Annotated in this window: 20 protein-coding genes; 17 read left to right on the top strand and 3 right to left on the bottom strand. The window is 70.1% G+C overall.

Annotated elements, in window-relative coordinates:
• The first annotated feature begins 8 nt into the window (after positions 1-8).
• From BGO15_RS10755 to BGO15_RS10745, 3 genes are read left to right on the top strand one after another with little or no spacing between them, the layout of a single operon-like run.
• Positions 9-677, top strand: coding sequence for a response regulator transcription factor (locus BGO15_RS10755; RefSeq protein WP_056207965.1), 669 nt, complete (start codon positions 9-11; stop codon positions 675-677).
• A complete protein-coding gene (locus tag BGO15_RS10750; protein ID WP_273189712.1) occupies positions 674-1,912 on the top strand; it encodes a sensor histidine kinase in 1,239 nt (412 codons plus the stop codon). The genes BGO15_RS10755 and BGO15_RS10750 overlap by 4 nt, the downstream gene beginning before the upstream one ends.
• A complete protein-coding gene (locus BGO15_RS10745; protein ID WP_273189708.1) occupies positions 1,912-2,955 on the top strand; it encodes a hypothetical protein in 1,044 nt (347 codons plus the stop codon). Before BGO15_RS10750 ends, BGO15_RS10745 begins: the two co-directional genes overlap by 1 nt.
• A gap of 233 nt (positions 2,956-3,188) precedes the next feature.
• On the opposite strand, the gene BGO15_RS10740 is transcribed toward BGO15_RS10745, so the two are convergent.
• Both BGO15_RS10740 and BGO15_RS10735 read right to left on the bottom strand, forming a co-directional pair.
• Positions 3,189-3,431 carry an acyl-CoA carboxylase subunit epsilon gene (locus BGO15_RS10740; protein ID WP_082486245.1) on the bottom strand — a complete coding sequence of 81 codons (243 nt, stop codon included), beginning with the start codon at positions 3,429-3,431 and terminating at the stop codon, positions 3,189-3,191.
• A complete protein-coding gene (locus tag BGO15_RS10735; RefSeq protein ID WP_045248254.1) occupies positions 3,428-5,026 on the bottom strand; it encodes an acyl-CoA carboxylase subunit beta in 1,599 nt (532 codons plus the stop codon). Before BGO15_RS10735 ends, BGO15_RS10740 begins: the two co-directional genes overlap by 4 nt.
• A 123-nt stretch (positions 5,027-5,149) precedes the next feature.
• Between BGO15_RS10735 and BGO15_RS10730 the strand changes: the two genes are divergently transcribed.
• From BGO15_RS10730 to BGO15_RS10680, 11 genes are all read left to right on the top strand, one after another.
• Positions 5,150-5,944, top strand: a complete 795-nt coding sequence (locus BGO15_RS10730; protein WP_056518663.1) for a biotin--[acetyl-CoA-carboxylase] ligase — start codon at positions 5,150-5,152, stop codon at positions 5,942-5,944.
• Positions 5,945-6,019: 75 nt separating this feature from the next.
• Positions 6,020-6,568 (top strand): PH domain-containing protein, encoded by a 549-nt coding sequence (locus BGO15_RS10725; protein WP_056207977.1) that lies wholly within the window; start codon positions 6,020-6,022, stop codon positions 6,566-6,568.
• A 52-nt stretch (positions 6,569-6,620) separates the two neighbouring features.
• Positions 6,621-7,757: a 5-(carboxyamino)imidazole ribonucleotide synthase gene (locus BGO15_RS10720; RefSeq protein WP_056207980.1), complete on the top strand. Its 1,137-nt coding sequence runs from the start codon at positions 6,621-6,623 to the stop codon at positions 7,755-7,757.
• 133 nt (positions 7,758-7,890) lie between these two features.
• Entirely contained in the window at positions 7,891-8,358 is a 468-nt protein-coding gene (gene purE, locus BGO15_RS10715; protein ID WP_056518681.1) for a 5-(carboxyamino)imidazole ribonucleotide mutase, read from the top strand.
• A 96-nt stretch (positions 8,359-8,454) separates the two neighbouring features.
• Positions 8,455-9,792: an LCP family protein gene (locus BGO15_RS10710; protein WP_056207983.1), complete on the top strand. Its 1,338-nt coding sequence runs from the start codon at positions 8,455-8,457 to the stop codon at positions 9,790-9,792.
• 46 nt (positions 9,793-9,838) lie between these two features.
• Positions 9,839-10,927 carry a glycosyltransferase gene (locus BGO15_RS10705; protein WP_056207986.1) on the top strand — a complete coding sequence of 363 codons (1,089 nt, stop codon included), beginning with the start codon at positions 9,839-9,841 and terminating at the stop codon, positions 10,925-10,927.
• A 22-nt stretch (positions 10,928-10,949) separates the two neighbouring features.
• Positions 10,950-11,876, top strand: coding sequence for a glycosyltransferase family 2 protein (locus BGO15_RS10700; protein WP_056207989.1), 927 nt, complete (start codon positions 10,950-10,952; stop codon positions 11,874-11,876).
• Between the two features lie 9 nt (positions 11,877-11,885).
• Positions 11,886-14,210: a CgeB family protein gene (locus BGO15_RS10695; protein WP_056518667.1), complete on the top strand. Its 2,325-nt coding sequence runs from the start codon at positions 11,886-11,888 to the stop codon at positions 14,208-14,210.
• 61 nt (positions 14,211-14,271) lie between these two features.
• The gene (locus BGO15_RS10690; protein WP_056518669.1) at positions 14,272-15,516 is read left to right on the top strand and encodes a glycosyltransferase family 9 protein; all 1,245 of its coding nucleotides are present in this window, start codon (positions 14,272-14,274) and stop codon (positions 15,514-15,516) included.
• A gap of 67 nt (positions 15,517-15,583) precedes the next feature.
• Positions 15,584-17,068, top strand: coding sequence for a PfkB family carbohydrate kinase (locus BGO15_RS10685; RefSeq protein WP_162237837.1), 1,485 nt, complete (start codon positions 15,584-15,586; stop codon positions 17,066-17,068).
• 31 nt (positions 17,069-17,099) lie between these two features.
• On the top strand, positions 17,100-17,678 hold the full coding sequence (locus BGO15_RS10680; protein WP_056208024.1) for a D-sedoheptulose-7-phosphate isomerase: 579 nt from the start codon (positions 17,100-17,102) through the stop codon (positions 17,676-17,678).
• 30 nt (positions 17,679-17,708) lie between these two features.
• Here the strand turns inward: BGO15_RS10680 and BGO15_RS10675 are convergent, their stop codons facing one another.
• Positions 17,709-18,302 carry a D-glycero-alpha-D-manno-heptose-1,7-bisphosphate 7-phosphatase gene (locus tag BGO15_RS10675; protein WP_082483131.1) on the bottom strand — a complete coding sequence of 198 codons (594 nt, stop codon included), beginning with the start codon at positions 18,300-18,302 and terminating at the stop codon, positions 17,709-17,711.
• Between the two features lie 93 nt (positions 18,303-18,395).
• On the opposite strand from BGO15_RS10675, the gene BGO15_RS10670 reads away from it, so the two are divergent.
• From BGO15_RS10670 to BGO15_RS10660, 3 genes are all read left to right on the top strand, one after another.
• Positions 18,396-20,165, top strand: a complete 1,770-nt coding sequence (locus tag BGO15_RS10670) for a hypothetical protein (protein ID WP_056207998.1) — start codon at positions 18,396-18,398, stop codon at positions 20,163-20,165.
• Positions 20,166-20,425: 260 nt separating this feature from the next.
• Entirely contained in the window at positions 20,426-20,794 is a 369-nt protein-coding gene (locus BGO15_RS10665) for a hypothetical protein (RefSeq protein ID WP_156454702.1), read from the top strand.
• The coding region (locus tag BGO15_RS10660) for an LGFP repeat-containing protein (protein WP_502689165.1) at positions 20,791-22,520 on the top strand (1,730 nt) is incomplete at its 3' end. The genes BGO15_RS10665 and BGO15_RS10660, both read left to right, overlap by 4 nt.

Genomic DNA, 22,520 nt, shown 5'->3' with positions numbered 1-22,520 from the left:
ATGAGCGCATGATCCGCGTCGCCACCATCGACGACCACGAGTCGGTGCGACTCGGCGTCGAGGCGGCGTGCTCGCGGGACGCGACGATCGACGTCGTGTTCTCGGGCAGCGGTGTGCGCGACTACCGGCGGTGGCTGCGCGACTCCGGTGCCGACCCGGTGCAGGTCGCGCTCCTGGACATCACCCTCGGCGACGGCACGACGGTGAGCGAGAACATCCAGTCGCTGCAGTCCGACGGCTCCGAGGTGGTCATCTACAGCGTCGCCGACCGGCTCGTCGCCGTGCGCGAGGCGCTTGCGGCGGGCGCAGCGGGTGTCATCAGCAAGTCGGCGCCGATGGATGACATCGTCGACGCCGTCCGCACGGTCGCCGCCGGGGAGCCGCTGAACAACATCGAGTGGGCGAGCGCGGTCGCCGGCGACAGCGCGTTCGGAGATGCCCAGCTCTCGGCGCGCGAGCGCGAGGCGCTCGCGCTCTACGCCGCCGGACTCCCGCTGAAACTCGTCGCGCAGCGCCTCGGCATCACGTACAACACGGCCAAGGAGAACATCTCCCGCATCCGGGCGAAGTACATCGAGGTCGGCAGGCCCGCCCCGACGAAGATCGACCTCCGTCAGCGAGCGGTCGAGGACGGCGTCATCGACCCCGACGCGGGCGTGTCCGGGGCGCGGTCATGAGCGGCATCCGCTTCGACTCGGGCCCCGTGGTGCTGCCGGCGCCCCACGCGATCGCGCGCGACGGATCCCTCACCCGCGAGCGGGTCGAGATGGTGCTCGGCCGAGCCGTGGCGCTCGCGAGCGTGGTGCTCGGCGCCCAGACGATCGTCGAGGCGATCGCCGCGCAGGCGGTCGATCCGTTCTGGAACACGATCGAGATCCTGCTGATCTTCGTCCCCCTCGCGGTGGCGATCGTCTCGTTCGCGACGGGGCGGCAGAAGGAGCTCGCCGGCACGATCTTCGTGATCGCCTACACGATCGCCCTCGTCCTGTGGCCCGTCCGCGCCTACGGCCACGGATCGCCCGCCACCTCGCACGCCTGGCCCTACGTGCTGGGCAACGTCGCGACCCTCGCCGCCGTCGTCGCGCTCCCGAGGCGGTGGCAGGTCATCGCGACGGTCGGCATCCCTGTCGTCTACGGTGCGATGCGCATGGTCGAGCTCGGCTTCGCGCCGGCGGCCTGGCTGCCGACGGCGCTCGACGTCGCGTTCCTGGTCATCTTCGGCGCGGTGCTGCTCGCGCTCGCCTGGACGTTCCGTTCCACGGCGAGCCGTATCGACGAGCATCGCGAACGCGCGATCGAGGCGTCCGCGCGGGCGGCGGCGATGGCTGCGACCGAGAGTGAGCGTGTCGCCGTCGCCGCTCTGATGCACGACAGCGTCATCGCGGCGCTCATCGCCGCGCAGCGCGCGGGGACCGATCGGGAGCGCGAGCTCGCCGTGCAGATGGCACGTGACGCGCTCAACCGCCTCGCGAACGTCGACGTCACGGCGGGCGAGGGCAGTGACCATCCCCGGTCGGCGTCATCGCTCGCGGACGAGCTGCAGCGCGCGCTCGTCGAGGCGGGGTCGGATGCCGCGGTCCGCCGTCGCATCGCCCCCGACACCCCGGATGTCCCCGGCCGTGCGATGCGGGCGATGGTGCTCGCGGGCACCCAGGCCATCGTCAATGCGATCGCCCACGCCGATGGCGCGGGGCTCGAGGTGACCGTGACGGGAGAGCGTGCGCCCGGCCGGGTGACGGTGACCGTGCGCGACACCGGGCCCGGCTTCTCGATCGACGAGATCCCGGATGACCGCCTGGGCGTGCGCGGGTCGATCATCGCGCGCGTGGCCGCGTTCGGCGGCGAGACCCGCATCTCCTCGGATGCTTCGGGCACGGTCGTCGACCTCATCTGGAAGGCGACGGTCTCCTGATGTCCACGGCCTCCGTCATCCGACTCCTCGCGGTCGCGTTCAGCGTCGCACTCACGCTCCGCGGCATGTGGATCGGCGCGCCCGTCGACGACGGATGGCTGCTGCTGGGCTGCATGCTCGGGTACCTGGCGGTGGCGTGGCTGTGCATCCTGTGGGGCTGGACCGCGGTGATCACGCGGTCGAGCCAGCCGGAGACGGTGTCGAGTTCGGGCGATCACCTGCCCATCCCGCTGGCGTTGCTCGCCCTCGCGGCGACGGTGGCACTGCCCCCGCTCGTCGCCTACGGCGCGGGCCCCCACACGACGCCGGGGACGCACACCACCTTGTACCTCGGTGCCATCGGCGCGCTCATGGCGACGCTCACCGTGCGCCGGCGCCCCTGGATGGCGTGGACGGGAATCGTCGTGCTCGCGGGGTGGTCGATCTCGTTGCTGGGCCCGGCGACCGCGCTCGGTCTCGGTCTCGTCGGGTCGACGGTCTGGGTGGGCGCCGCGCAGTTCCTGGTGCTCGCCCTCGACCGTGCCGCGCTCGACACGGAACGGCTCGGCGAGGTGCAACGTGTCGCTTCGGCCCAATCGGCCGCGCAGGGCGCGCAGGCCCATGAACGCCGCGTGCAGGTGAACCGTGTGCTCCTGAGCGCCGGCGACGCGCTCGCCCGGGTCATCGATCGCCGGGGCGTCCTCTCCGACGACGAACGGATCGAGGCGCGCGTGGTGGAGGGGCGCCTGCGCGACGAGTTGCGCGGTGCGCGCCTGCTCGATCCCGAAGTCAGGGCGGCGCTCGAGAGCGTGCGCCGACGCGGGGCATCCGTGTCGTTGTCCGACGACGGGGCGATCGACGACATCGGCGAGGAGGAGCTGGGCGAGATCCGGGCCGAGCTGGCCGACACCCTGCGTTCGGCTCGGTCGGACCGTGTGTACGTGCGCACGAGCAGCGATCCTCGTGTCGCCGTCACGGTCGTCGGGCGCGCCGCCCGCACCATCGGCCTCGACGAGGACGACAGTGTCGACCTGTGGCGCGAGATCGAGCGCTCGCCGCGCTGAGCGCTCGGAGTGCTCGCGCAGACCTGCCGCGCACCAAAAGAGAGGGCGAGGGGCGGCGGATGCGCCTGCCCCTCGCCAGCAGACAATTACCCGATATCGTCTGCGAGTGGCTCCCTGACCCCGCAACAGTGTCAGGTCGAGCTCTCGCTGGGAAACCCAGCGATATCAGTATTCGCACCTTCAGCGCGCCTGTATGTAGGTACTTCGGGTGACATCGTTCCGACAGCGTCGGATCAACCGCGGAAGCCGCCCCAGCCGCCCCTGCGGTCGAACGATGTGCGCAGCGAACGGCGGGTGAGCTGCCATCCGCTCGGTCGCCGCGCCGGGGCGGCGACCGCTCCCGCCTGTTCGGCCGCATACGCCTCGGTCACCACCGCGACGATCGCCGCCAGCTCCTCGTCCGTCGGGTTGCCGCGACGCACGTCGATGCGCACGGGCACGGGGGACGCGGCATCCGTCTCGTCGAACAGGCTCACAGGGGGATGTTCCCATGCTTCTTCGGCGGGAGCGACGCACGCTTGCCGCGCAGTGCCCGCAGGGCCTTCGCGATCGACACGCGGGTCTGCGCCGGCTCGATGATGCCGTCGAGCTCGCCGCGCTCGGCGGCGAGGAACGGGGAGGTGACGTTGTAGGTGTACTCGTTGGCGAGGCGGGCGCGCACGGCGGCGACGTCCTCGCCGGCCTCCTCGGCGCGCTTGAGCTCGCCGCGGTAGAGGATGTTCACCGCGCCCTGGCCGCCCATGACCGCGATCTCGGCGGTCGGCCAGGCCAGGTTGATGTCGGCGCCGAGCTGCTTGGAGCCCATGACGATGTACGCGCCGCCGTAGGCCTTGCGCAGGATCACCGTCACCAGCGGCACTGTCGCCTCGGCATACGCGTAGAGGAGTTTCGCGCCGCGGCGGATGACGCCGGTCCACTCCTGGTCGGTGCCGGGGAGGTAGCCGGGCACGTCGACGAGCGTCACGATCGGGATCGAGAACGCGTCGCAGAAGCGCACGAAACGCGCCGCCTTCTCGCCTGCGTCGATGTTCAGGGTGCCCGCCATCTGCGACGGCTGGTTGGCGATGATGCCCACCGAGCGGCCCTCGACGCGGCCGAACCCGATGAGGATGTTCGGCGCGAACAGCGGCTGCACCTCGAGGAAGTCGCCGTCGTCGACGATGTGCTCGATGACGCCGTGCATGTCGTAGGGCTGGTTGGGGGAGTCGGGGATGACCGTGTTGAGGGTGCGGTCGGAGTCGGTCGTCTCGAAGTCGAACGCCGACTCGTAGTCGGGCACCTCCGACATGTTGTTGTCGGGGAGGAAGGCGAGCAGCGAGCGCGCGTAGTCGATCGCGTCCTCCTCGTCGTCGGCGAGGTAGTGCGCGACGCCCGACCGGGTGTTGTGCGTGTGGGCGCCGCCGAGCTCGTCCATCCCGACGTCCTCGCCGGTGACCGTCTTGATCACGTCGGGGCCGGTGACGAACATCTGGCTGGTCTTGTCGACCATGATCACGAAGTCGGTGAGCGCCGGGCCGTAGACGGCACCGCCCGCAGCCGGGCCCATGATGATCGAGATCTGCGGGATCACGCCCGACGAGGCGGTGTTCAGGCGGAAGATCTCGCCGTACTTGCCGAGCGCGACCACACCCTCCTGGATGCGCGCGCCGCCCGAGTCGAGCACGCCGATGATCGGGATGCCGCTGCGCAGCGCCAGCTCCATGACCTTGATGATCTTCTCGCCCGCGACCTCGCCGAGGGAGCCCCCGAAGGTCGAGAAGTCCTGCGAGTAGACGGCGACGGTGCGACCGTGGATCGTGCCGACGCCGGTGACGACGGAATCGCCGTAGGGACGCGACTTCTCCATGCCGAACGCGGTGGTGCGGTGGCGCACGTACTCATCGACCTCGGTGAACGACCCGTGGTCGAGCAGCATCTCGATGCGCTCGCGGGCGGTGAGCTTGCCCTTGGCGTGCTGCTTGGTCTGCGCGACGGTCTCGGCGTCGACGACCGCCTCGCGGTAACGGCGGCGCAGGTCCTCGATCTTGGCAGCGGTGGTCGTGAGGTCGGGGGTGTCGGTCACGGATTCCACCCTATCCACCGGCCCCGTCCGACGCTTGGAGGGTTCGGACAACAGGCGGAGGCATCCGCTGTTCCTCGTCTGAGACATGGCGGTGGATGCCGGCGGCCCGGAGCCCGCGCGTAGGGTGGCGGCATGCCCATTCCCGCCGCAGGATTCCCCCTCGCCGCCGCGGTCAGCCCGAGGCTCCAGGTCGCCGAGCACACCGACTCCACGAACGCCGACCTCGTGGCCGCCGTGCGCGACGCGCCCCGCGACTGGCCGCACCTGTCGGCGCTGCTGACCACCGACCAGCGTCGGGGGCGGGGTCGCCTCGACCGCACCTGGGTCGCGCCACCCGGCGCCGCGCTCGCCCTGTCCGTCGTCGTCGACGTCACCGGGCTCCCGATTGCGGCCCGCGGCTGGATCCCGCTCGCCGCCGGCGCCGCGATGACCCGCGCTGTCGCCGCGCAGCTGCGCGGAACCGGCAACTCCGCCGGGCTGAAGTGGCCCAACGACGTGCTCGTGGACGGACTGAAGATCTGCGGCATCCTCGCCGAAGCCGTCGCCGGCTCGCCCTCGACCGTCGTCGTCGGCTCCGGAGTGAACACGCGGATGGCCGCGGTCGACCTGCCCGTGACCACCGCGACCTCGTTCGCCGCCCTCGGGGTCGCCGTCGACGAGGATCGCCTGATCGCCGACTACCTGACGGCTCTCGACGAGCAGCTGGCCGCGCTCGCGGCAGCCGGAGGCGACGCGTCGGCGGCGGGTCTGCGGGGTGAGATCGAGGCGCTGTGCCTGACGCTCGGGCGCGCCGTCACCGTGTCCCTCCCCGACGGTTCCGCGCTCGTGGGCGAGGCCGTGCGCATCGACACCGACGGACGCCTGGTCGTGCGCGGGGCTGCGGGTGAGACGGCCGTCGCAGCGGGAGACGTCACCCACGTGCGGTGAGGTGGGGCGTCGCTCGCCGTTCCGGTCCCGCGTGGCGCAGCTCGCGCCGTCGGTACCGGCCGCCACAATGAGAGGGTGAGCAACACCTCGGCCTACGGCTACGGCCGGCCGCAGACCCCCGCCCCGGGTGTCGACGCGCCCGAACGGCGCATCGCCCGGATGCGACCGGTGGGTGCCGGACTGTTCTGGTCGGCGCTTCTGCTCATCGCTGTGTGCGGCGCGACCGGCTACTTCCTGTTCGACCCGCCTTTCGGGCTGCCGATCTGGGTGGTCCCCGCCGTGGCCGCGATCGTCATCGTGCTGCTCGTCGTACTGCCGTATCTCGCGTGGTCCGCGCACACCTACACGATCACGACGCGCCGGGTCATCGAGCGCAGCGGTCTGCTCTCACGCACCCACCGCGAGGTCGGTCACACGCGCGGCTATGCGATCACCGTCCGGCGCGGCCTGTGGCAGCGTCTGTGGCGCGCGGGCACGATCGAGCTCGCCTCCGGCACCGAGAAACCTCTCGTGCTGCGCGGCATCCGCGACGTGAACCTCGTGCACGAGGTGCTCGTCGACCAGGTCGAGGTCGGACAGATCCTGGCCCACCGCGACAGTCACACCACCGGCGAGACCCTCTGACGCGCACCCGTCGCGACGCCTGCGGCAGAATGGATCGGTCGAAGGGAGACGCATGACCGTGCGCGTCGGAGTCGTCGGGGGCGGGCAGCTCGCCCGCATGATGATCGCCCCGGCGGTCGAGCTGGGCGTGGAGATCCGCGTGCTCGCGGAGGAGCCGGGCATGTCGGCGGCGCTCGCCGCGACGGCCGTGGGCGACTACCGAGACATCGAGACGGTGCGGGCGTTCGCGAAAGACGTCGACGTGCTCACCTTCGACCACGAGCACGTTCCGCAGGACGTGCTGCGCGCCCTCATCGCCGACGGCGTCGCCGTGCACCCCGGGCCGGACGCCCTGCAGTACGCGCAGGACAAGCTCGCGATGCGCCGTAAGGTCGCCGAGCTCGGCCTCCCTCAGCCCGACTGGGCGGAGGTCGCCGACGCCGAGGCGCTGGGTGCATTCCTCGCCTCCCACGGCGGCCGCGCCGTGGTCAAGACTCCGCGCGGCGGCTACGACGGCAAGGGCGTGCGGGTCGTCGGTGCGGCCACCGACGCCGACGACTGGTTCGCGGCGCTCGCCGAGGATGGCCGCGGCGGTGCGCTGCTCGTCGAGGAGCTCGTCGACTTCGACCGCGAGCTCGCCGCGCAGGTCGCCCGCCGCCCCTCGGGGGAGCTCGTCGCGTATCCGGTCGTGGAGACGGTGCAGCGCGGCGGCGTGTGTGCCGAGGTCGTCGCCCCGGCGGCGGGCCTCGCCCCCGAGGTCGCCGCCGAGGCGACCCGCATCGCGACCGGCGTCGCGCACGGCGTCGGCGTCACCGGGATGCTGGCGGTGGAGCTGTTCGCGACGGCCTCCGGACGCGTGCTGGTCAACGAGTTCGCGATGCGCCCGCACAACAGCGGCCACTGGACGCAGGACGGCGCGGTGACCAGCCAGTTCGAGCAGCACCTGCGTGCCGTGCTCGATCTGCCCCTGGGCGACACCGCCGCGCGCGCGCCCTGGACCGTGATGATCAACGTGCTCGGCGGCCCCGTCGCCGGATCGCTCGACGAGCGCTTCGCTGCGGCGATGGCCGCGCACCCCGACGCGAAGGTGCACACCTACGGCAAGGCGCCCCGACCCGGGCGGAAGGTCGGCCACGTCAACGTGTCGGGGAGCGATCTCGACGCGGTCCGCGCGGACGCCGTGGCCGCGGCATCCTTCTTCCTCGACTGAGGCGTGCGCCGGGCGGCCGGCGCCCGGATGCCGTGACCGCGCGCCGTTGCGGTGATGTCCAGCACGAGCGCCCTAGCCTGGACGGGTGACGCGCGCGCTGCATTCCTCCGACGCGCCCCTGGTCGGGGTCGTGATGGGTTCCGACTCCGACTGGCGGGTGATGGCCGACGCCTCCCAGGTGCTGGGCGACTTCGGCGTGCCGCACGAGGTCGAGATCGTCTCCGCCCACCGCACCCCCGACAAGCTGATCGCCTACGGGCGTGAGGCGCGCGGCCGCGGCCTGAAGGCGATCATCGCGGGCGCCGGCGGTGCCGCGCACCTCCCCGGGATGCTCGCCTCCGTCACCGCCCTCCCCGTCATCGGGGTGCCGGTGCCGCTCGCGACCCTCGACGGGCTCGACTCGCTGCTGTCGATCGTTCAGATGCCCGGCGGCATCCCGGTCGCGACCGTCTCGATCGGCGGCGCGAAGAACGCCGGGCTGCTCGCCGTGCGCATCCTCGGTGCCTCCGATCCGCGCCTCGCCGACAGGGTCGAGGCGTACGCGCGCGAGCTGGAGGATCAGGTGGCGCAGAAGAACCGCCGCCTGAAGGACAGCCTGTGACCGTCGCCCCCCCGCACCCCCCGGCGGCCGGGCGACGAACGGGGTCTCGTCAACCCCTATCCGATCCGCTACCCCGACAGCACGTCGCCGGCGGTCATGACGCGGCGTGCCTGGTGGCTCGTCGTCGTGAACCTCCTGATCCCGGGCTCGGCACAGGCCGCGGCGGGCAACCGCCGCCTCGCGAAACTCGGCCTCGGTGCGACCCTCGTCATGTGGGTGCTCGCGGTTCTGGCCGTGCTCGTCGCCGTTGTGTGGCGACCGTTCTTCCTCACCGTCGTCACGAACAGTCTCGTGCTGCTGATCATCCAGATCGCCCTCGTCGCGTACGCCGTGCTCTGGATCGTGCTCGCCCTCGACACGCTGCGGCTCGTACGGCTCATCAAGACGCGCCCGTGGGCACGCCTCGCGGTGCCGGCCGCTGTCGTCGCGGTGACGCTCGTGGTCAGCGGCGGCGCGGGGTACGCGGCGGTGCTGGTCGGCTCGGCACGGAATGCGCTCGGGTCGGTGTTCAGCTCGGGCGGCCCCGCCGTCGCGCCGACCGACGGGTACTACAACATCCTCCTGCTGGGCGTCGACAGCGGAGCGGGACGCGATTCGATGCGCCCCGACAGCATCTCCGTGGCATCCGTCAACGCCGACACCGGACAGGTCACCATCACCGGTATCCCGCGCGACATGAAGGACGTGCCGTTCGCGCCGGGGCCGATGCAGACTCTCTTCCCCGACGGCTACAAGGGCAAGAACTGCGGCACCGCCCACTGCGCGATCAACGAGATCTTCACCGAGGTGAACGTGCTCCGCAAGGGCACCGACATCTATCCCGACGCGACCACGTATCAATACAGCCCCGGTATCGAAGCGGTGAAGGATGCCGCGGAGGGCGTCACCGGACTCACGATCCCGTACTACGTCTTCATCGACATGGACGGCTTCGCGGCCCTCATCGACGCGCTCGGCGGCATCGACATCACCGTCACCGAACGACTCCCGAAGGGCTGGGGGCCGACGTACACGAACGAGCCCGCGAGCAAGTGGGCGATCGGGTGGATCGAGCCGGGTGCGCAGCACATGGACGGCGACACGGCGCAGTGGTACGCCCGCTCGCGCTACACGACGAGCGACTGGGACCGGATGCTCCGCCAGCGTCAGCTGCAGGAGGCGATCCTCGCGCAGTTCACCCCGGCGAACGTGCTCTCGCGCTTCCAGGATGTCGCCAACGCCGGCACCCACATCATCGAAACGGACATCCCCGACTCGATGATCGGCTATTTCCTCGATCTCGCGATCAAGGCGAAGGGTCAGCCCGTGCAGTCGCTCGAGCTCACGCCCGCCGGTGCGAACATCGACCCCGACAAGCCGGACTTCACCGTCACGCGCGCGCTCGTAGCCGAGAAGCTGCATCCGTCCTCCGCCACTCCGAGCCCCACCGGCTGAGCGCGCGCTCGGGTTCGCCCGACACGCGGTGGGTAGGCTCGAGACCATGACGGTGACCCTGCGCGTGGTGCTCGATCAACTGGTCGGAGCGCCCGCGTCGGAACTCACGGCAGCATCCGCCGAGGTGGCGCGCGCCCTGATCGCGACCGCGCCGCGGGACTGCGAGGTCGCCGCCCTCGTGCCGGCCGGCGACGCTGCCGCGCTCGCGCGCGAGGTTCCGGGGCTCGCCCGCGTCGACACGGTCGGGATGCCGCGGGCCGCCGCTCTCGCCTCCTGGCAGCTCGGCGTCGCGCCGGGTGTCGGCGGCGGACTCATCCATTCGCCGACGCTGGCGGCGCCGCTCGTGCGTCACGACCGCATCAACGACAACGACCAGACGGTCGTGACGCTCTGGGACATCCCTGACTTCTCGGATGCCGCGTCGAAGACCGCTGCGCTCGCGCACAAGGCGATGCTCAAGCGCGCCGAACGGCACGCCGACGCCGTGATCGTCCCGACCCATGCGATCGCGGAGCGACTGGCGGCGACCACGAAGCTGCGCGGACGTGTACGCGTGATCGCGGGGGCGGCACCTCAGGGGTTCGCCGTTCCCGGTGACGCGATCGGACGCCGCCGCGCGCTCGTCGTGCCCGACCGCGTGCTCGTGCTCGACGGTGCGGGTGCCGAGGCCGACCTCGACGCCGGATTCGCGGCGGCACTGTGCGGCGCCCCGGATGTGCCGATCGTCGTGCTGGGCGCCGGCGACCTGCGCGTCGACCGGGTGAGGGCGCGGGCGGAACAGGCCGGGGTACCGAGCGCCCACCTGCGGGTGCTCGCCGGGCTCGACGCGCACGACCGCGCGGCGGTGCTGGATGCGGCGGTCGCCGTCGTCGCGCCCTCGCGGGCCTCGGCGTTCCCATGGCGGGTCCTCGAGGCGTTCGCCGTGGGGGTGCCGGTCATCGCCGCGGACTGCGACGACCATCGGGAGATCATCGTCGACGGGGGAGTGCTCGTCGACCCCGCCGAGCTCGGCGCCGCGCTGCATGACGCGATCGGCGACAGCGCGCGACTGCGGGTGCTGGCCCGCGATCGCGGACGCGGCTTCTCCTGGTCCGACCACGCCGCGCGGGTCTGGGAGCTCCACGCGGAGCTGTGAGGCGCGCCCTATCATGGGTCGCATGGCTGCCCGCGTCGACGTCATCGTCCGAACCAAGGAGCGGCCTGACTTCCTCGAACGCGCGTTGGCGGACATCGCTGCACAGTCGATGACCTCGTGGCGCGCCGTCGTGGTCAACGACGGGGGACGGCCGCACGAGGTCGAGCAGGTCGTCGCCGACTCCTCCGTCTCCGACAAGGTGCACGTCGTCCACATCGCGCCGGGGGAGGGCGGACGGTGCATCGCGGCGAACACCGGGGTTCGAGAAGCCGATGCGCCGTTGGTCGTGCTGCACGACGACGACGATCTGTGGCATCCGGAATTCCTCGCCCGCACGACGTCCTGGCTCGATGCCCATCCGGATTCCGGTGCGGTCTCGGTGCCCACCGAGATCGTCTACGAGGAGCGGCGCGGGAGCCGGTGGGTGGAGGCGGACCGCGCGCCGTTCTGGGCCGGGATGTCGCGGATATCGCTGGCCGAGATGCTCGTGATCAATCGCATCGTGCCGATATCCATCGTCTACCGACGTTCCCTCCATGACGAGGTCGGAGGGTATGACGAGTCGCTCGACGCCGTCGAGGACTGGGAGTTTTATCTGCGGGTGCTCCCGCGGCATCCGATCGGATTCATCCCAGGAACGACGCTCGCGTATTGGACCCAGCGTCCCGGAGTGACGGGCGCGGCCGCCAACAGCATGTTCGAACTGTCCGCCGATCACGCGCGCGACGATGCGATCGTGAGGGATCGAGCCCTCGCGACGTGGATCGCGACTTACGGGCCGGGCCTTCCGCTGTACCTGGCCGGCATCGAGAAGCGCGTGCTCGAGCGCATAGCCGGTGTTTCGCCGGGCAACCGCGGCCGCTCGATCGTCGACGTCTCCGTCTGGCGAGCGGTGCGACGGCGGCTTCGGAGGGTGCTGCGGGGTCTGCGTTCCCGGAGCACGGCCTAGGATCGTACGGTGCGCAGCCGGATCCGACGTCTCGTGCGGGGGCTGCGATCGGCACCGGTCCTCGGTGCCGGCATCCGTGCGCTCGACCGTGTGTGGTGGGCGCGCACCGTGCTCGCCTCCGCGCTCATCGACGCGCAGTACTACTCCGCGCTGCTCGGCCATCGCGTCGGGCGACGGGCGGCCGTCGCGCACTACGTCACGCGCGGCTTTCGTCGCGGAATGAGCCTGAATCCCCTCTTCGACGAGGTGTACGCCGGTGCCGAGCTGCCGGAGGTTCTGCGCGTTCCGGCCCTGTACGCCTATCTCGTCAGCGAGCGGGCGACGGTGTCCGTGCACCCTTGGTGGGACGCCACGAGGCATGAACCCGGCGACGGAGCCGTCGCGGGCGAGGGCGATCCGCCCCTGGAGCGTCTCTGGCGCGACCCCTCCGGCTCGCTGGTGCTCCGCACCGCGGCGGCGGAGACGACGATGAGCGTCGACCAGTACCGCCGCCTCGCCATCGAGGCCGCGCGCACCTGGCGCCGCGGTGCCGCGCCCACCGGTGGTCCGGTCCCGCATCACGAGGTCGGGTTGGTGCGCATCCTGCAGGCGGGGGATCGTCGTTACCACCGCAAGCTGGCGCAAGCGGCGCACCGAGCCACCGATGGCAGCGCCGCCGCCGTGGTGAGCTTCGTCGCCCCCGACGCATCCGCGTGGGTGTCAGCGATGATCCTTCGTCAACTGGTCCCCTCCCTCGTCGTGCGGCGGGAGGCGGCGACGAGCACCTGGTCGCGGGTGGTCGGCGCGGCGCTGAGCTCTCTCGCCGCCGACACGCTCATCGTGCTCGATGCCCGTGCCGAATTCTCCGAGGGGGAACTGGATCGGCTCGCGCGAGAGGCCGGCGCCGGGTCATTCGTGATCCCCGCGCATCGGCGATTCGACGGGACCGTCGCGGGAATCGGAGCAGCGACGATCGGGCACGGGATTCCCGGCCGGATCCTGGAGTGGATGCCGCCGGAGGATCTGGACCGGCTCGACGCGGTCCTCGACGTCCCCCTGCTGACCGGGCGCACGTTCGCCGTGGCGCGGGCGACGCTCGATCGCGCCGGGGCGTTGCCCTCGCTGACCAACGACGGTGAGCTCGAGGCGATCTCGATCGACGTGCGCCGCCGGTGCGCGGGCGTGCCCTTGCGCGTGCTGACCGATGTCCGACCGGTCTTCGATGAGCCCGAGATCGCCTTCAGGCGCCGCCGCGCCGGTCGCGACGCACGGTATTGGCGTCGACGTTCGGGTGTCGATGACACGCCGGTCGCTCGGAGCATCATCGGGGCCGCCGGGTTCGACGTCCGCGGCTGGCGGCACCGACGCCCGTCCGTGCGCCCGTCAGCCGATCTCGTGTGGCGGCGTCCGCATCCCGGTGCCCAGAGATGGTCGATCAAGATCTGCGCACCGGCGGGGCGCCAGGGCGCGGTCTGGGGGGATCGACACTTCGCCGAAGGTCTCGCGCGTGCCCTCCGACGGCGCGGCCACACCGTGGTCATCGATGCGTTCGACGCCGCGTCGCGTCCGACCGACGCCGTCGACGACGTGAGCGTGGTGGTGCGGGGACCGTATCGCATCCGGGCACCGCGAACTCGTGTGCGACTGCAGTGGATCATCAGCCATCCTGATGAGATCACCCGCGCGGAGGTGTCGGGGTTCGACCGGGTGTTCGCCGCGTCGAGGGGCTGGGCGGCGCGCGCGTCGGCGCGCTGGGGCCGCGACATCCGTCCGTTGCTCGAGTGCGTCGACACCGACCTCTTCCATCCGCGCGGACTGCCAAGGGGCGACGACATCGTCTTCGTCGGGACGGCTCGGGGGATCGCGCGTCCCAGCGTCGTGGTGCCGTTGGCGGCCGGGATCCCGGTGCGTGTCTACGGGCCCGATTGGCGACCGTTCATTGCGCAGTCCGCACTGGCCGCGCGATCAATCCCGCACGATCGACTCCCCGAGCGGTACGAGACCGCATCGATCGTTCTCAACGATCAGTGGCCCGCGATGCGACGAGAGGGGTTTCTCGCGATGCGGCCGTTCGACGTGGTCGCCGTCGGTGGACGGGTGATCTCAGAGGAGGTCGAGGGGATCGAGGAGATCTTCGAGGGCGCGGTGGTGACCTACCAGGACGCCGCACACCTCGTCGACCTGCTGCGCGCCGACCCGGCGACGATCTTCCCCGACGACGCGCAGCTCGCTCGCATCTCCGCAAGAATCCGCGCGGAGCACTCGTTCGACGCACGCGCCAGGGAGCTCGACGAGGCGGCCCGCGAGGTGTGGACGTCCGCCGGTGAGCCCGGTGTGCCGGGGCCGAGCCGATAGGATCGCGGGGACGCCGCGCGCCGATCCGGACGATGGCCGCGCTCCCGACGTGGATGAATGCATGACGACACCGAACCTGTTCCGAAAGCTCGAATGGCAGATCAACGCGATCCGCCACCGTGACCCGCTCTCCCCGCGGCTGTACTGGCGTCTCTTCGGATCCCTGCGGCGGCGTCCATGGGATCCGACACGCACTCCGCGACGCATCGTCGTGATGCGCAGCGACGAGATCGGCGACACCGTCACCACGACGACCCTGCTCGCTGCGATGCGGGCTCAGTGGCCGAAGGCGTCGATCCACCTCGTTGTGAAGCCCGGTCCGGCGACGATCTTCCACGCGGCACCGACGGTGGACCGGGTCATCCCGTGGTCCCCCGTCCTTCACGGGTCGGCGCTCAAACGACAGGTGCTGACGGTGAGGCAGGCGCTGCGCCGCTTCCGGCTGCGGGGGTACGACCTCGCCGTCCTGCCGCGATGGGACTTCGACGACACTCCTCTGCGCTACCTTGCCGTCGCCTCGCGCGCCCGTTCGGTCGTCGGGTTCGCACCCGTGCCGTCGCGGGAACCAGCCTGGCTCGGAGACCAGGAGCTCCTCCTCACCGATGTGATCGACCGCGGCGACGTCCCGTTGCTCTCCGTGCAGCAGCTCGAACGGGTAGCCGCCCATCTGGGCGTGCGCTGGACCGACGAGGCGACCCGCCGAGCGGGGACCGCGCTGTACGACGTGTCCGACCGCGATCGGGCCGCGGAGGCCGCCGCTCTGCGGCAGCCTCCGGGACGGGTGGTCGGCTTCGGGATCGGTGCGCGCGATGGGAAGCGGCAGTGGCCGATCGAGCGGCTGAACGACCTCGCCGCCGCGCTCGCTGCGACGGGGCCGTTGTCTGTGCAGGTTCTGGGGGGCGCGGTCGACGTCGAGCGGGCGGCGGCCCTCACCGAGCTGTTGTCGGCCCAGGGGATCCCGGTAGCCGATCTCGCCGGCGCACTCAGCCTCAGTGAGAGTGCAGCCGCGATCAGCCGCTGCGATCTGTTCGTCGGCAACGACTCCGGACTGCAGCACATCGCGTCGAGTCTCGATGTGCCGACGGTCGTCGTCACATGCCATCCCGCCACAGGGTCGCCGTGGAGCGACAACGCGCCGGAGCGCTTCGGCCCGTGGTCGACGCGATGCCGTGTCGTCCAGCCCGCCGCTCCGACCGGTGACTGCGGCGAGGAGTGCGTCGCATCCCATGCCCATTGCATCCTCGCCGTCGAGACGCATGATGTCTTGCGGGCCGTGGAGGAGGTCAGCCGCGAACTCGCGGGTTGAGTCGGCTACGCTCGTTCGGTCGCGCCCACTTCAGTGCGCCCCTGTTGGAAGGTCTGGATCCTCGCAGATGTCTACGCCGCCGTCGATCACCCCGCGCCACGTGCTCGGATTCGAAACGACCCGGGTGTTCGTCATCGGCGACGCGATGCTCGATCGATACGTCGACGGCACCGTCAACCGGATCTCGCCGGAGGCGCCGATCCCCGTGCTGCAGGTCGCGCAGGACCGCAGCGTCGCGGGTGGCGCCGCGAACGCGGCGATGAACATCGCCGCCCTCGGTGCGTCGACCACCCTGATCGCCGCGTGGGCGACTGATGAGTCGGGACGTGAGCTGGAGCGACTGCTCGCCGACGCCGGGGTGGCGACCTGCCGCGTCGATCGCGGCGACGCGCCGACCATTGAGAAGCTCCGCGTCGTTGCAGGTCAGCAGCAGATCGTGCGCATCGACCGTGAGGACACATCCGCACTCGACTTCGAGGGTCAGGCCGCGGTCGTCGCGGCGCTCGCCGAAGGGCTGGCCGCAGGCACGGCGTCGACCGCTGTCGTGATCTCCGACTACGCAAAGGGCCTTCTCGACGCGGACCTCGTCGCCGAGGTCATCGAGCTCGCGCAACGCCACGGAGTCCCGGTCGTCGTCGATCCCAAGTCGACCGACATCCGGAAGTACCGCGGGGCGAGCATCGTCAAGCCGAACTTCGCGGAGGCCTGCCAGATGTCGCGAGTGCGAGCGGCCCGACCGGACGCGGCCACCCTGGAGCACATCGCGCACGAACTGCTGGTCGACGGAATCGGTGCGCTCGCCGTCTCGCTGTCGGCCGCCGGCGTGGAAGTCATCGAGGCGGGCTCACGTGTCCGGATTCCCACGCGGGCGCGGTTGGTCGCCGACGTGTCGGGGGCCGGAGATTCGATGATCGCCGGCATCGCGGTGGGCCTTGCGAGCGGGCTGACGACGACCGAGGCCGTGCAGGTGGGCAACATGGCCGCGGGAATCGCGTGCGGCCGGCCGGGTACGGCGGTCGTGACGGGCGCCGATCTGCTGGACGAGCTGCTGGTCGAGTCTTCGCCGGACAGGCGACCCGGGACCGTCGAGAACTGGGCCGAGCTCGCCCGCCTGGTCGAAGTAGAGAAGTCGGCCGGCAAGCGGATCGTCTTCGCGAACGGCGTTTTCGATCTTCTGCATGCCGGCCATGTCGCGCTGCTCAAGGAAGCCCGGTCGTTCGGGGATGTGCTCGTGGTGGGGGTCAACTCCGACGAGTCGACCGCCCGACTCAAGGGCCCGTCGCGTCCCCTCCAGCCGCAGCGAGATCGCATGGGTGTGCTCGATGCCGTGCGCTACGTCGACTTCGTCACTGTCTTCGATCAGGACACGCCGCGCGAGCTGATCCTGGCGATCAAGCCGGACATCATTGTGAAGGGCTCCGACTACAAGCCCGAAGAGGTCGTCGGGGGCGAGGACGCCAGAGCGTGGGGCGGCCGCGTGCAGATCGTGGGGTTGCTCGACGGCGTGTCGACAACGCGCCTCTCGCAGGGCGAGCAGGTGCGCCGCGGATGATCACGCGATGCTGCGTGCGAAAGGAAGCAAGATGAGTGTGATTGCCGACAACCTTCGCGACAACGTGCGGCGGATGAGTGCTCTCGCCGAGGATGCCGCGTTCGTCGACTCGTTCGACCGTGCGGCGGCGCTCATGGTGACGTCGTTGCGCGCCGGAGGCACACTGTTCGCCTGCGGGAACGGGGGGTCGATGACCAACGCCCAGCACTTCGCCGAGGAACTCACCGGTCGTTTCCGAGGTGACCGTCCGCCGCTGCGGGCGATCGCGATCTCCGACCCGTCGCACCTCACCTGTGTTGCCAACGACTACGGGTACGAGTTCGTCTTCTCCAAGTTCATCGAGGCGCTGGCCCGTCCCGGCGATGTGCTGCTCGCCCTGACCACGAGCGGGAAGTCGGCCAACGTCCTGCGAGCGGCCGAGGCGATGAAGTCTGCCGGCGGCGTCGTGATCGCGTCATCCGGGCCCGCCGACACTCCGGTTGCGGCCGTCGCCGACGTCGCCCTCGCCCTGGGGGAGAACCGATGGGCGGACCGCATTCAGGAGTCCGAGCTCGTCGTCATCCATTCGTTCATGCAGGCTATCGAGGACGCATTCGGCTATTCGGCCTGACGGATGCATCGACTCGCGTGACGGGCGCGCTCATCGAGGTGTCGCGGCAGGTCGTGCGACGGCATCGGCGAATGCGGCGAGGCTCGGATACGTCGCGTCGGCGTCCGCATCGACGCCGCCGTCGATGCGGACGGCGAGACAGTCGCCCGTGAGGGATGCCAGTCGGCGAGCCATCTGGACATCCGACGGCTGATCGCCGACGAAAACCGAACCGGCGCCGTCGATCTCGGGGTGGGCGCGGAGGTAGCGCGCGGCCATTCCCGGCCGCGGCTTGCGACATTCGCAGTCCTCCGCCGCGAGATGCGGGCAGAACTCGATCGCGTCGATTCTCCCGCCGGCATCGCCGATCACCCGGCACATCTCGCGGTGGATGTCGGTCAGATCCTCGAGCGACATCAGCCCCTTGCCGATGCCCTGCTGGTTCGTCACGACGACGATTCGCGGTGCCCATCGGGCGAGCGAGACGAGCGCCTCGACGGCACCCGGCTCGAAACGGAACTCGTCCCATGTCGTCACGTAGTCATCGACCAGGCGCGAGTTTATGACGCCGTCGCGGTCGAGGAACAGGCACCAGTCTCGCGCCGAGTGCGCCGTCGGATCGGCTCGGTGACTGGCGCGTGACATCGCCTGAACGATACCAGCGGGGTCGATGCGCACGGGCCCGCAAGGAGGCCCAGTTAGGATGATCGGGGCACGTCAGGGGGAGGACCGAACGAGATGATCGTCCGATTCGCCGTGTCGTCGCGCCTGCGTTGGGAGCTGTGGCTCACTGCGGGCATCGTGGCCGCGGCTACCGTCGCGGTCGCCGCGGGATCTTACTTCGACCGGGATGATCTCGTCTTCGTCGAGTACTTCCGAGCCAATCCGATCACGCCCGATGTGCTCGTGCGCTCCTGGTTCGGGCATCTCATGCCCGGATACATCGCCAGCGTCATCGCGTTCCTCAAAGTCTTCGCCCTGTCGTGGCCGGCCGCGCTCGTCTTCATCGTTCTGATCCACGTGGGATCCTTTGTCGCTCTCACCCGCTGCATCGACGCCGTCGTGGGGCCGGCACGGATCAATCTCATCGCGGGGCTCGCGTTCACGCTCTCCCTTGGCCCGCTCGCAGTTCGTCTCTGGTGGGCGGCCACGCTGAACAACATGTTCGCGCTCGCGCTCGGACTCGCCGTGCTGGGGTGTGCGACCAGGTGGGTGACCACCCGGAGGGCGCGCCACCTGATCGCCGGACTCATCCTTTACGCGCTGGCACTCTCGCTCAGCGAGAAGAATCTGCTGTTCTCCTTGCACATCGTGATGTGGTGTGTGTTCGTCATCTGGCGCGGGCGGTCCGTCGCGGAGCGCGCTCGTGAGCTTCTGAGGGCGTGGCCACTGTGGCTTGGTCTCATCACGCTCTCCCTCGTCGACGTGATCGCCTTCCTGTCGGGGCCGTATGTCGACGAGTCGGGGGATTCGCCCAGCATCGGATTCTCGCTGCGCTTCATCGCGCAGAACGTCTTCGGCGGACTGGTGCCGTCTCTGTTCGGTATCGACATGGCGAACCAGCCGACCTCGTGGGCGGAGCCCCGAGTCGTGATCACCTGTCTGTTGGTCGCGGTGTTCATTCTCTGGACGATCCTTCGCGCGCGTTCGAACGGCAGCGTGTGGATCTTCGCGGCGATCGCTGTGTTCGCGAACGCAGCCGTGCTGTCACGTCGGGGCGAGCTCATCGGGCTCGCCGGTTCGCGACAGCTCCGGTACCTGCTCGAGAGCACCGCGCTGGTGTGGTTGGCGATCGGTGTCGTGCTAGTTGTGGCTCTTCGTGCCGTGGTGGTGGAGCGGGAAAGCCGTACCCGACCGGCCGTCTCCCGCGTCGTCCGCGTCTTCGCGCTCGTCGGCGGGTGTGCGCTGTTCGTGACCGCGGCCGGTTCCTGGGCGGTCACGTCGCTGCGCACCATCGAGACGAGTGGCGGCTACGCGGCCCGCGCCTGGGTGACCAATCTCGAGGTGACCCTCCCGAACCCCTCGCCTCCTCTGATCGACTCGCCGCTGCCCACCTCCTTCGGCATACCTGAGCTGCACCCCTACGACATGGTGGTGCCGTTGCTCCCGAGTATGGGATGGCGCGGTGCGCAGGCCACGACGGTGCTCGACGGCGCCTGGATCGTCGGGCGGGACGGTCGAGCAGGCCCGGCTACCGTGTCGTCTCCTTCACAACAGTTCACCGGAAGTGCGTGCACCGACGGATCGGAGTCCCTGCCGATGCCCGGGGTGCGGACGTCGGGGCGAACGTACATCATCGTGGACGTCTCGGCCGGTTCCGGAGACAAGATGGCGCTGCACTACACCGGCGGCTGGGTGACCGTCGACCGGCCCTCCTCCGGCGGCCGAGTGGCCGTGTACTTTCCGAACTCACTGCATGGCGACCTGGTCATCGACTCTCAGGGCGGCAAGATGTGCGTCGAATCGATCGTGGTCGGCGACGTTGTCCCCGAGGGTTCCGCCGGTTGATCCGGTGAGGTCTCGTGTCGTTGGGAGCGTCGGCGACGCCTCGCGTTGATACTGGAATGGTGACCCGACTCCACGACAGGCTCCTGATCGCTCCGGGCCGCCGAGCCTCCGCGCCGCGTCGCTCGGGGCTTGTCCGTGGACTGGCGCTGTTCGTCGTGCTCGTCGGCGGCGGAGGGCTTGCCGCCTGTGCGCCACTTCGCGCTGATTCGCCGTCGTCGAGTCCGACCGCGTCCACCGTTGCGCCGAGCGGTGCTCCCGCGGTGAGCTCGACTCCGTCGAGCACGGCGCCCACGCCCGCAGCCACGGACGTCGTGGTTCCGGATGCCCCGTCGACGCCGTCGGGTCAAGCGACCGTGACCATCGTCAACTTCGGTGCCGACGGACAATCGCTCTGGGCGTCCGGTCTGGTGACCGGCGCCGCCGGGACGGACGGGACCTGCACGCTCACGGCGACGGCGTCGGACGGGCGTGTGGTGAGCGGCACGATCGCTGCCAGTGCGACACCCGCCGCGGTCAACTGCGGATCCATCTCGGTTCGCGCGACCTCCGGTGAGTGGACGCTCGTCCTGAGCTACGCGTCATCGACGGCCGCAGCGTCTTCTGCTCCCACGACCGTTAGCCAGCCGTGACAGGCACCGGTCGACGCGCGCGCAGGCCCCGGCTGATCGCGATCTTCGCTGTCTGCCTCGCGGTGGTCGGCGGCCTCGTCGCTGTCGTACTCCCCGCGGCGTCATCGCCGGCAGCCGCGGCCAACGCCTCGGACTTCCAGCCCGGGTATCTGATCTCCGATCAGAACTTCTTCGACTCCCAGTCGATGACCGTGGCGGATGTCCAGGCGTTTTTGAACTCCAAAGTGACCTCGTGCAGCGGCAGCAACGGGATGCCCTGTCTGAAGGACTACTACGCGCAGTCCACTCCGGCGCTCGCGGCGAACAGCTACTGCGCAGCCACGCCGGGTGGCACGCTGAGCGCCGCGCAGGTCATCGTGCTGGCCGCCCAGGCGTGCGGTATCAACCCGAAGGTGATCCTCGTGATGCTCCAGAAGGAGCAGGGTCTCATCACGTCCACCGCGCCGACGGCCCGGAACTACTCTGCCGCGCTCGGACAGGGATGCCCGGACGGCGCGGCGTGCGATCCCGCCTACGCGGGGTTCTTCTACCAGGTGTACGGGGCGGCCCGTCAGTTCCAGGTCTACATCAAGAATCCGAAGTCATTCGGCTATCAGCTCGGCTGGAACAACATCCTCTATCAGGCGACGCCTCCCGACAACAGTCGGATCTGCGGGACGAAGCCGGTCTACATCCAGAACGATGCGACCCGGGCTCTCTACATCTATACGCCGTACACGCCGAACCAGGCAGCGCTCGACAATCTCTACGGGACAGGCGACTTCTGCTCGACCTATGGCAACCGCAACTTCTGGCGGCTGTACACCGACTGGTTCGGCAACCCGCTGAGCCAGCCGGTCGAGGGCGCCTACGCCGATGCGTGGCAGGCACTCGGCGGCGCGAGCGGGATTCTCGGTTCGCCGCTCGGTGGCGTCGTGTGCATCGACAGCAAGTACTGTCAGCAGTCGTTCACGGGCGGAACGATCTTCTGGTTCCCCGGTCGAGGAGTGTTCGGTGTGCCGACGCTCATCGAGACGATGTGGCGCAATCTGGGATTCATCACGGGGACGCCCGGGCTTCCGACGGGAGTCGTGGTCTGTAATCCCGACGGCACGTGTGTGCAGTCCTTCGACGGCGGGGTGATCGCGGCGGACTCCACGGGCGGGTCGCTGGTCGGTTCCCATGTCGCATCCGCCTGGTTGGCGGCCGGGGGCGTCGCGCTCGGCGGCGCGCGCGGACCGGAGCTCTGTTCCCCTGGCGGAAGCCAGTGCGCCCAGCTGTTCGCGCGTGCGGCGTTCTACACATCCGGCACGCAAGTGACGTCTGTGACGGGCCCGATCTTCACAGCGTGGAACACGGTGAACAGCTCGAGCGGACCCCTGGGGTATCCGTTGTCGAACGCCGCATGCGTCTCGGCCGGCTGCACGCAGCAGTTCAGTGGTGGACTCATCGTGTCGTCGGGCACCGTCGCCTATGTGATCCCGTCGGGCATCGCCGCGAAATACACCTCGATGGGCGGGATCGCCACGCTCGGAGCGCCTTCGGGCCCGGCGGACTGTGCTGCGTCCAGCGCCTGCGCGCAGACGTTCGCGAACGGTCGCATCGATGTGGCGGCATCTGGATCGGCGATCGCGACGACGCAGGGGTTCTACCGCGCGTGGGCGGCAGTGGGACTCGACAGCGGCGTGCTCAAGCTGCCGACGGGTGAGGCAACGTGCTCCTCGGTGACGTGCATGCAGTCGTTCGT

This window comes from Microbacterium sp. 71-23 (assembly GCF_001897265.1).
In the GTDB taxonomy this organism is placed as follows: domain Bacteria; phylum Actinomycetota; class Actinomycetes; order Actinomycetales; family Microbacteriaceae; genus Microbacterium; species Microbacterium ginsengisoli.
This window is presented reverse-complemented; position numbering and strand designations above follow the sequence as displayed.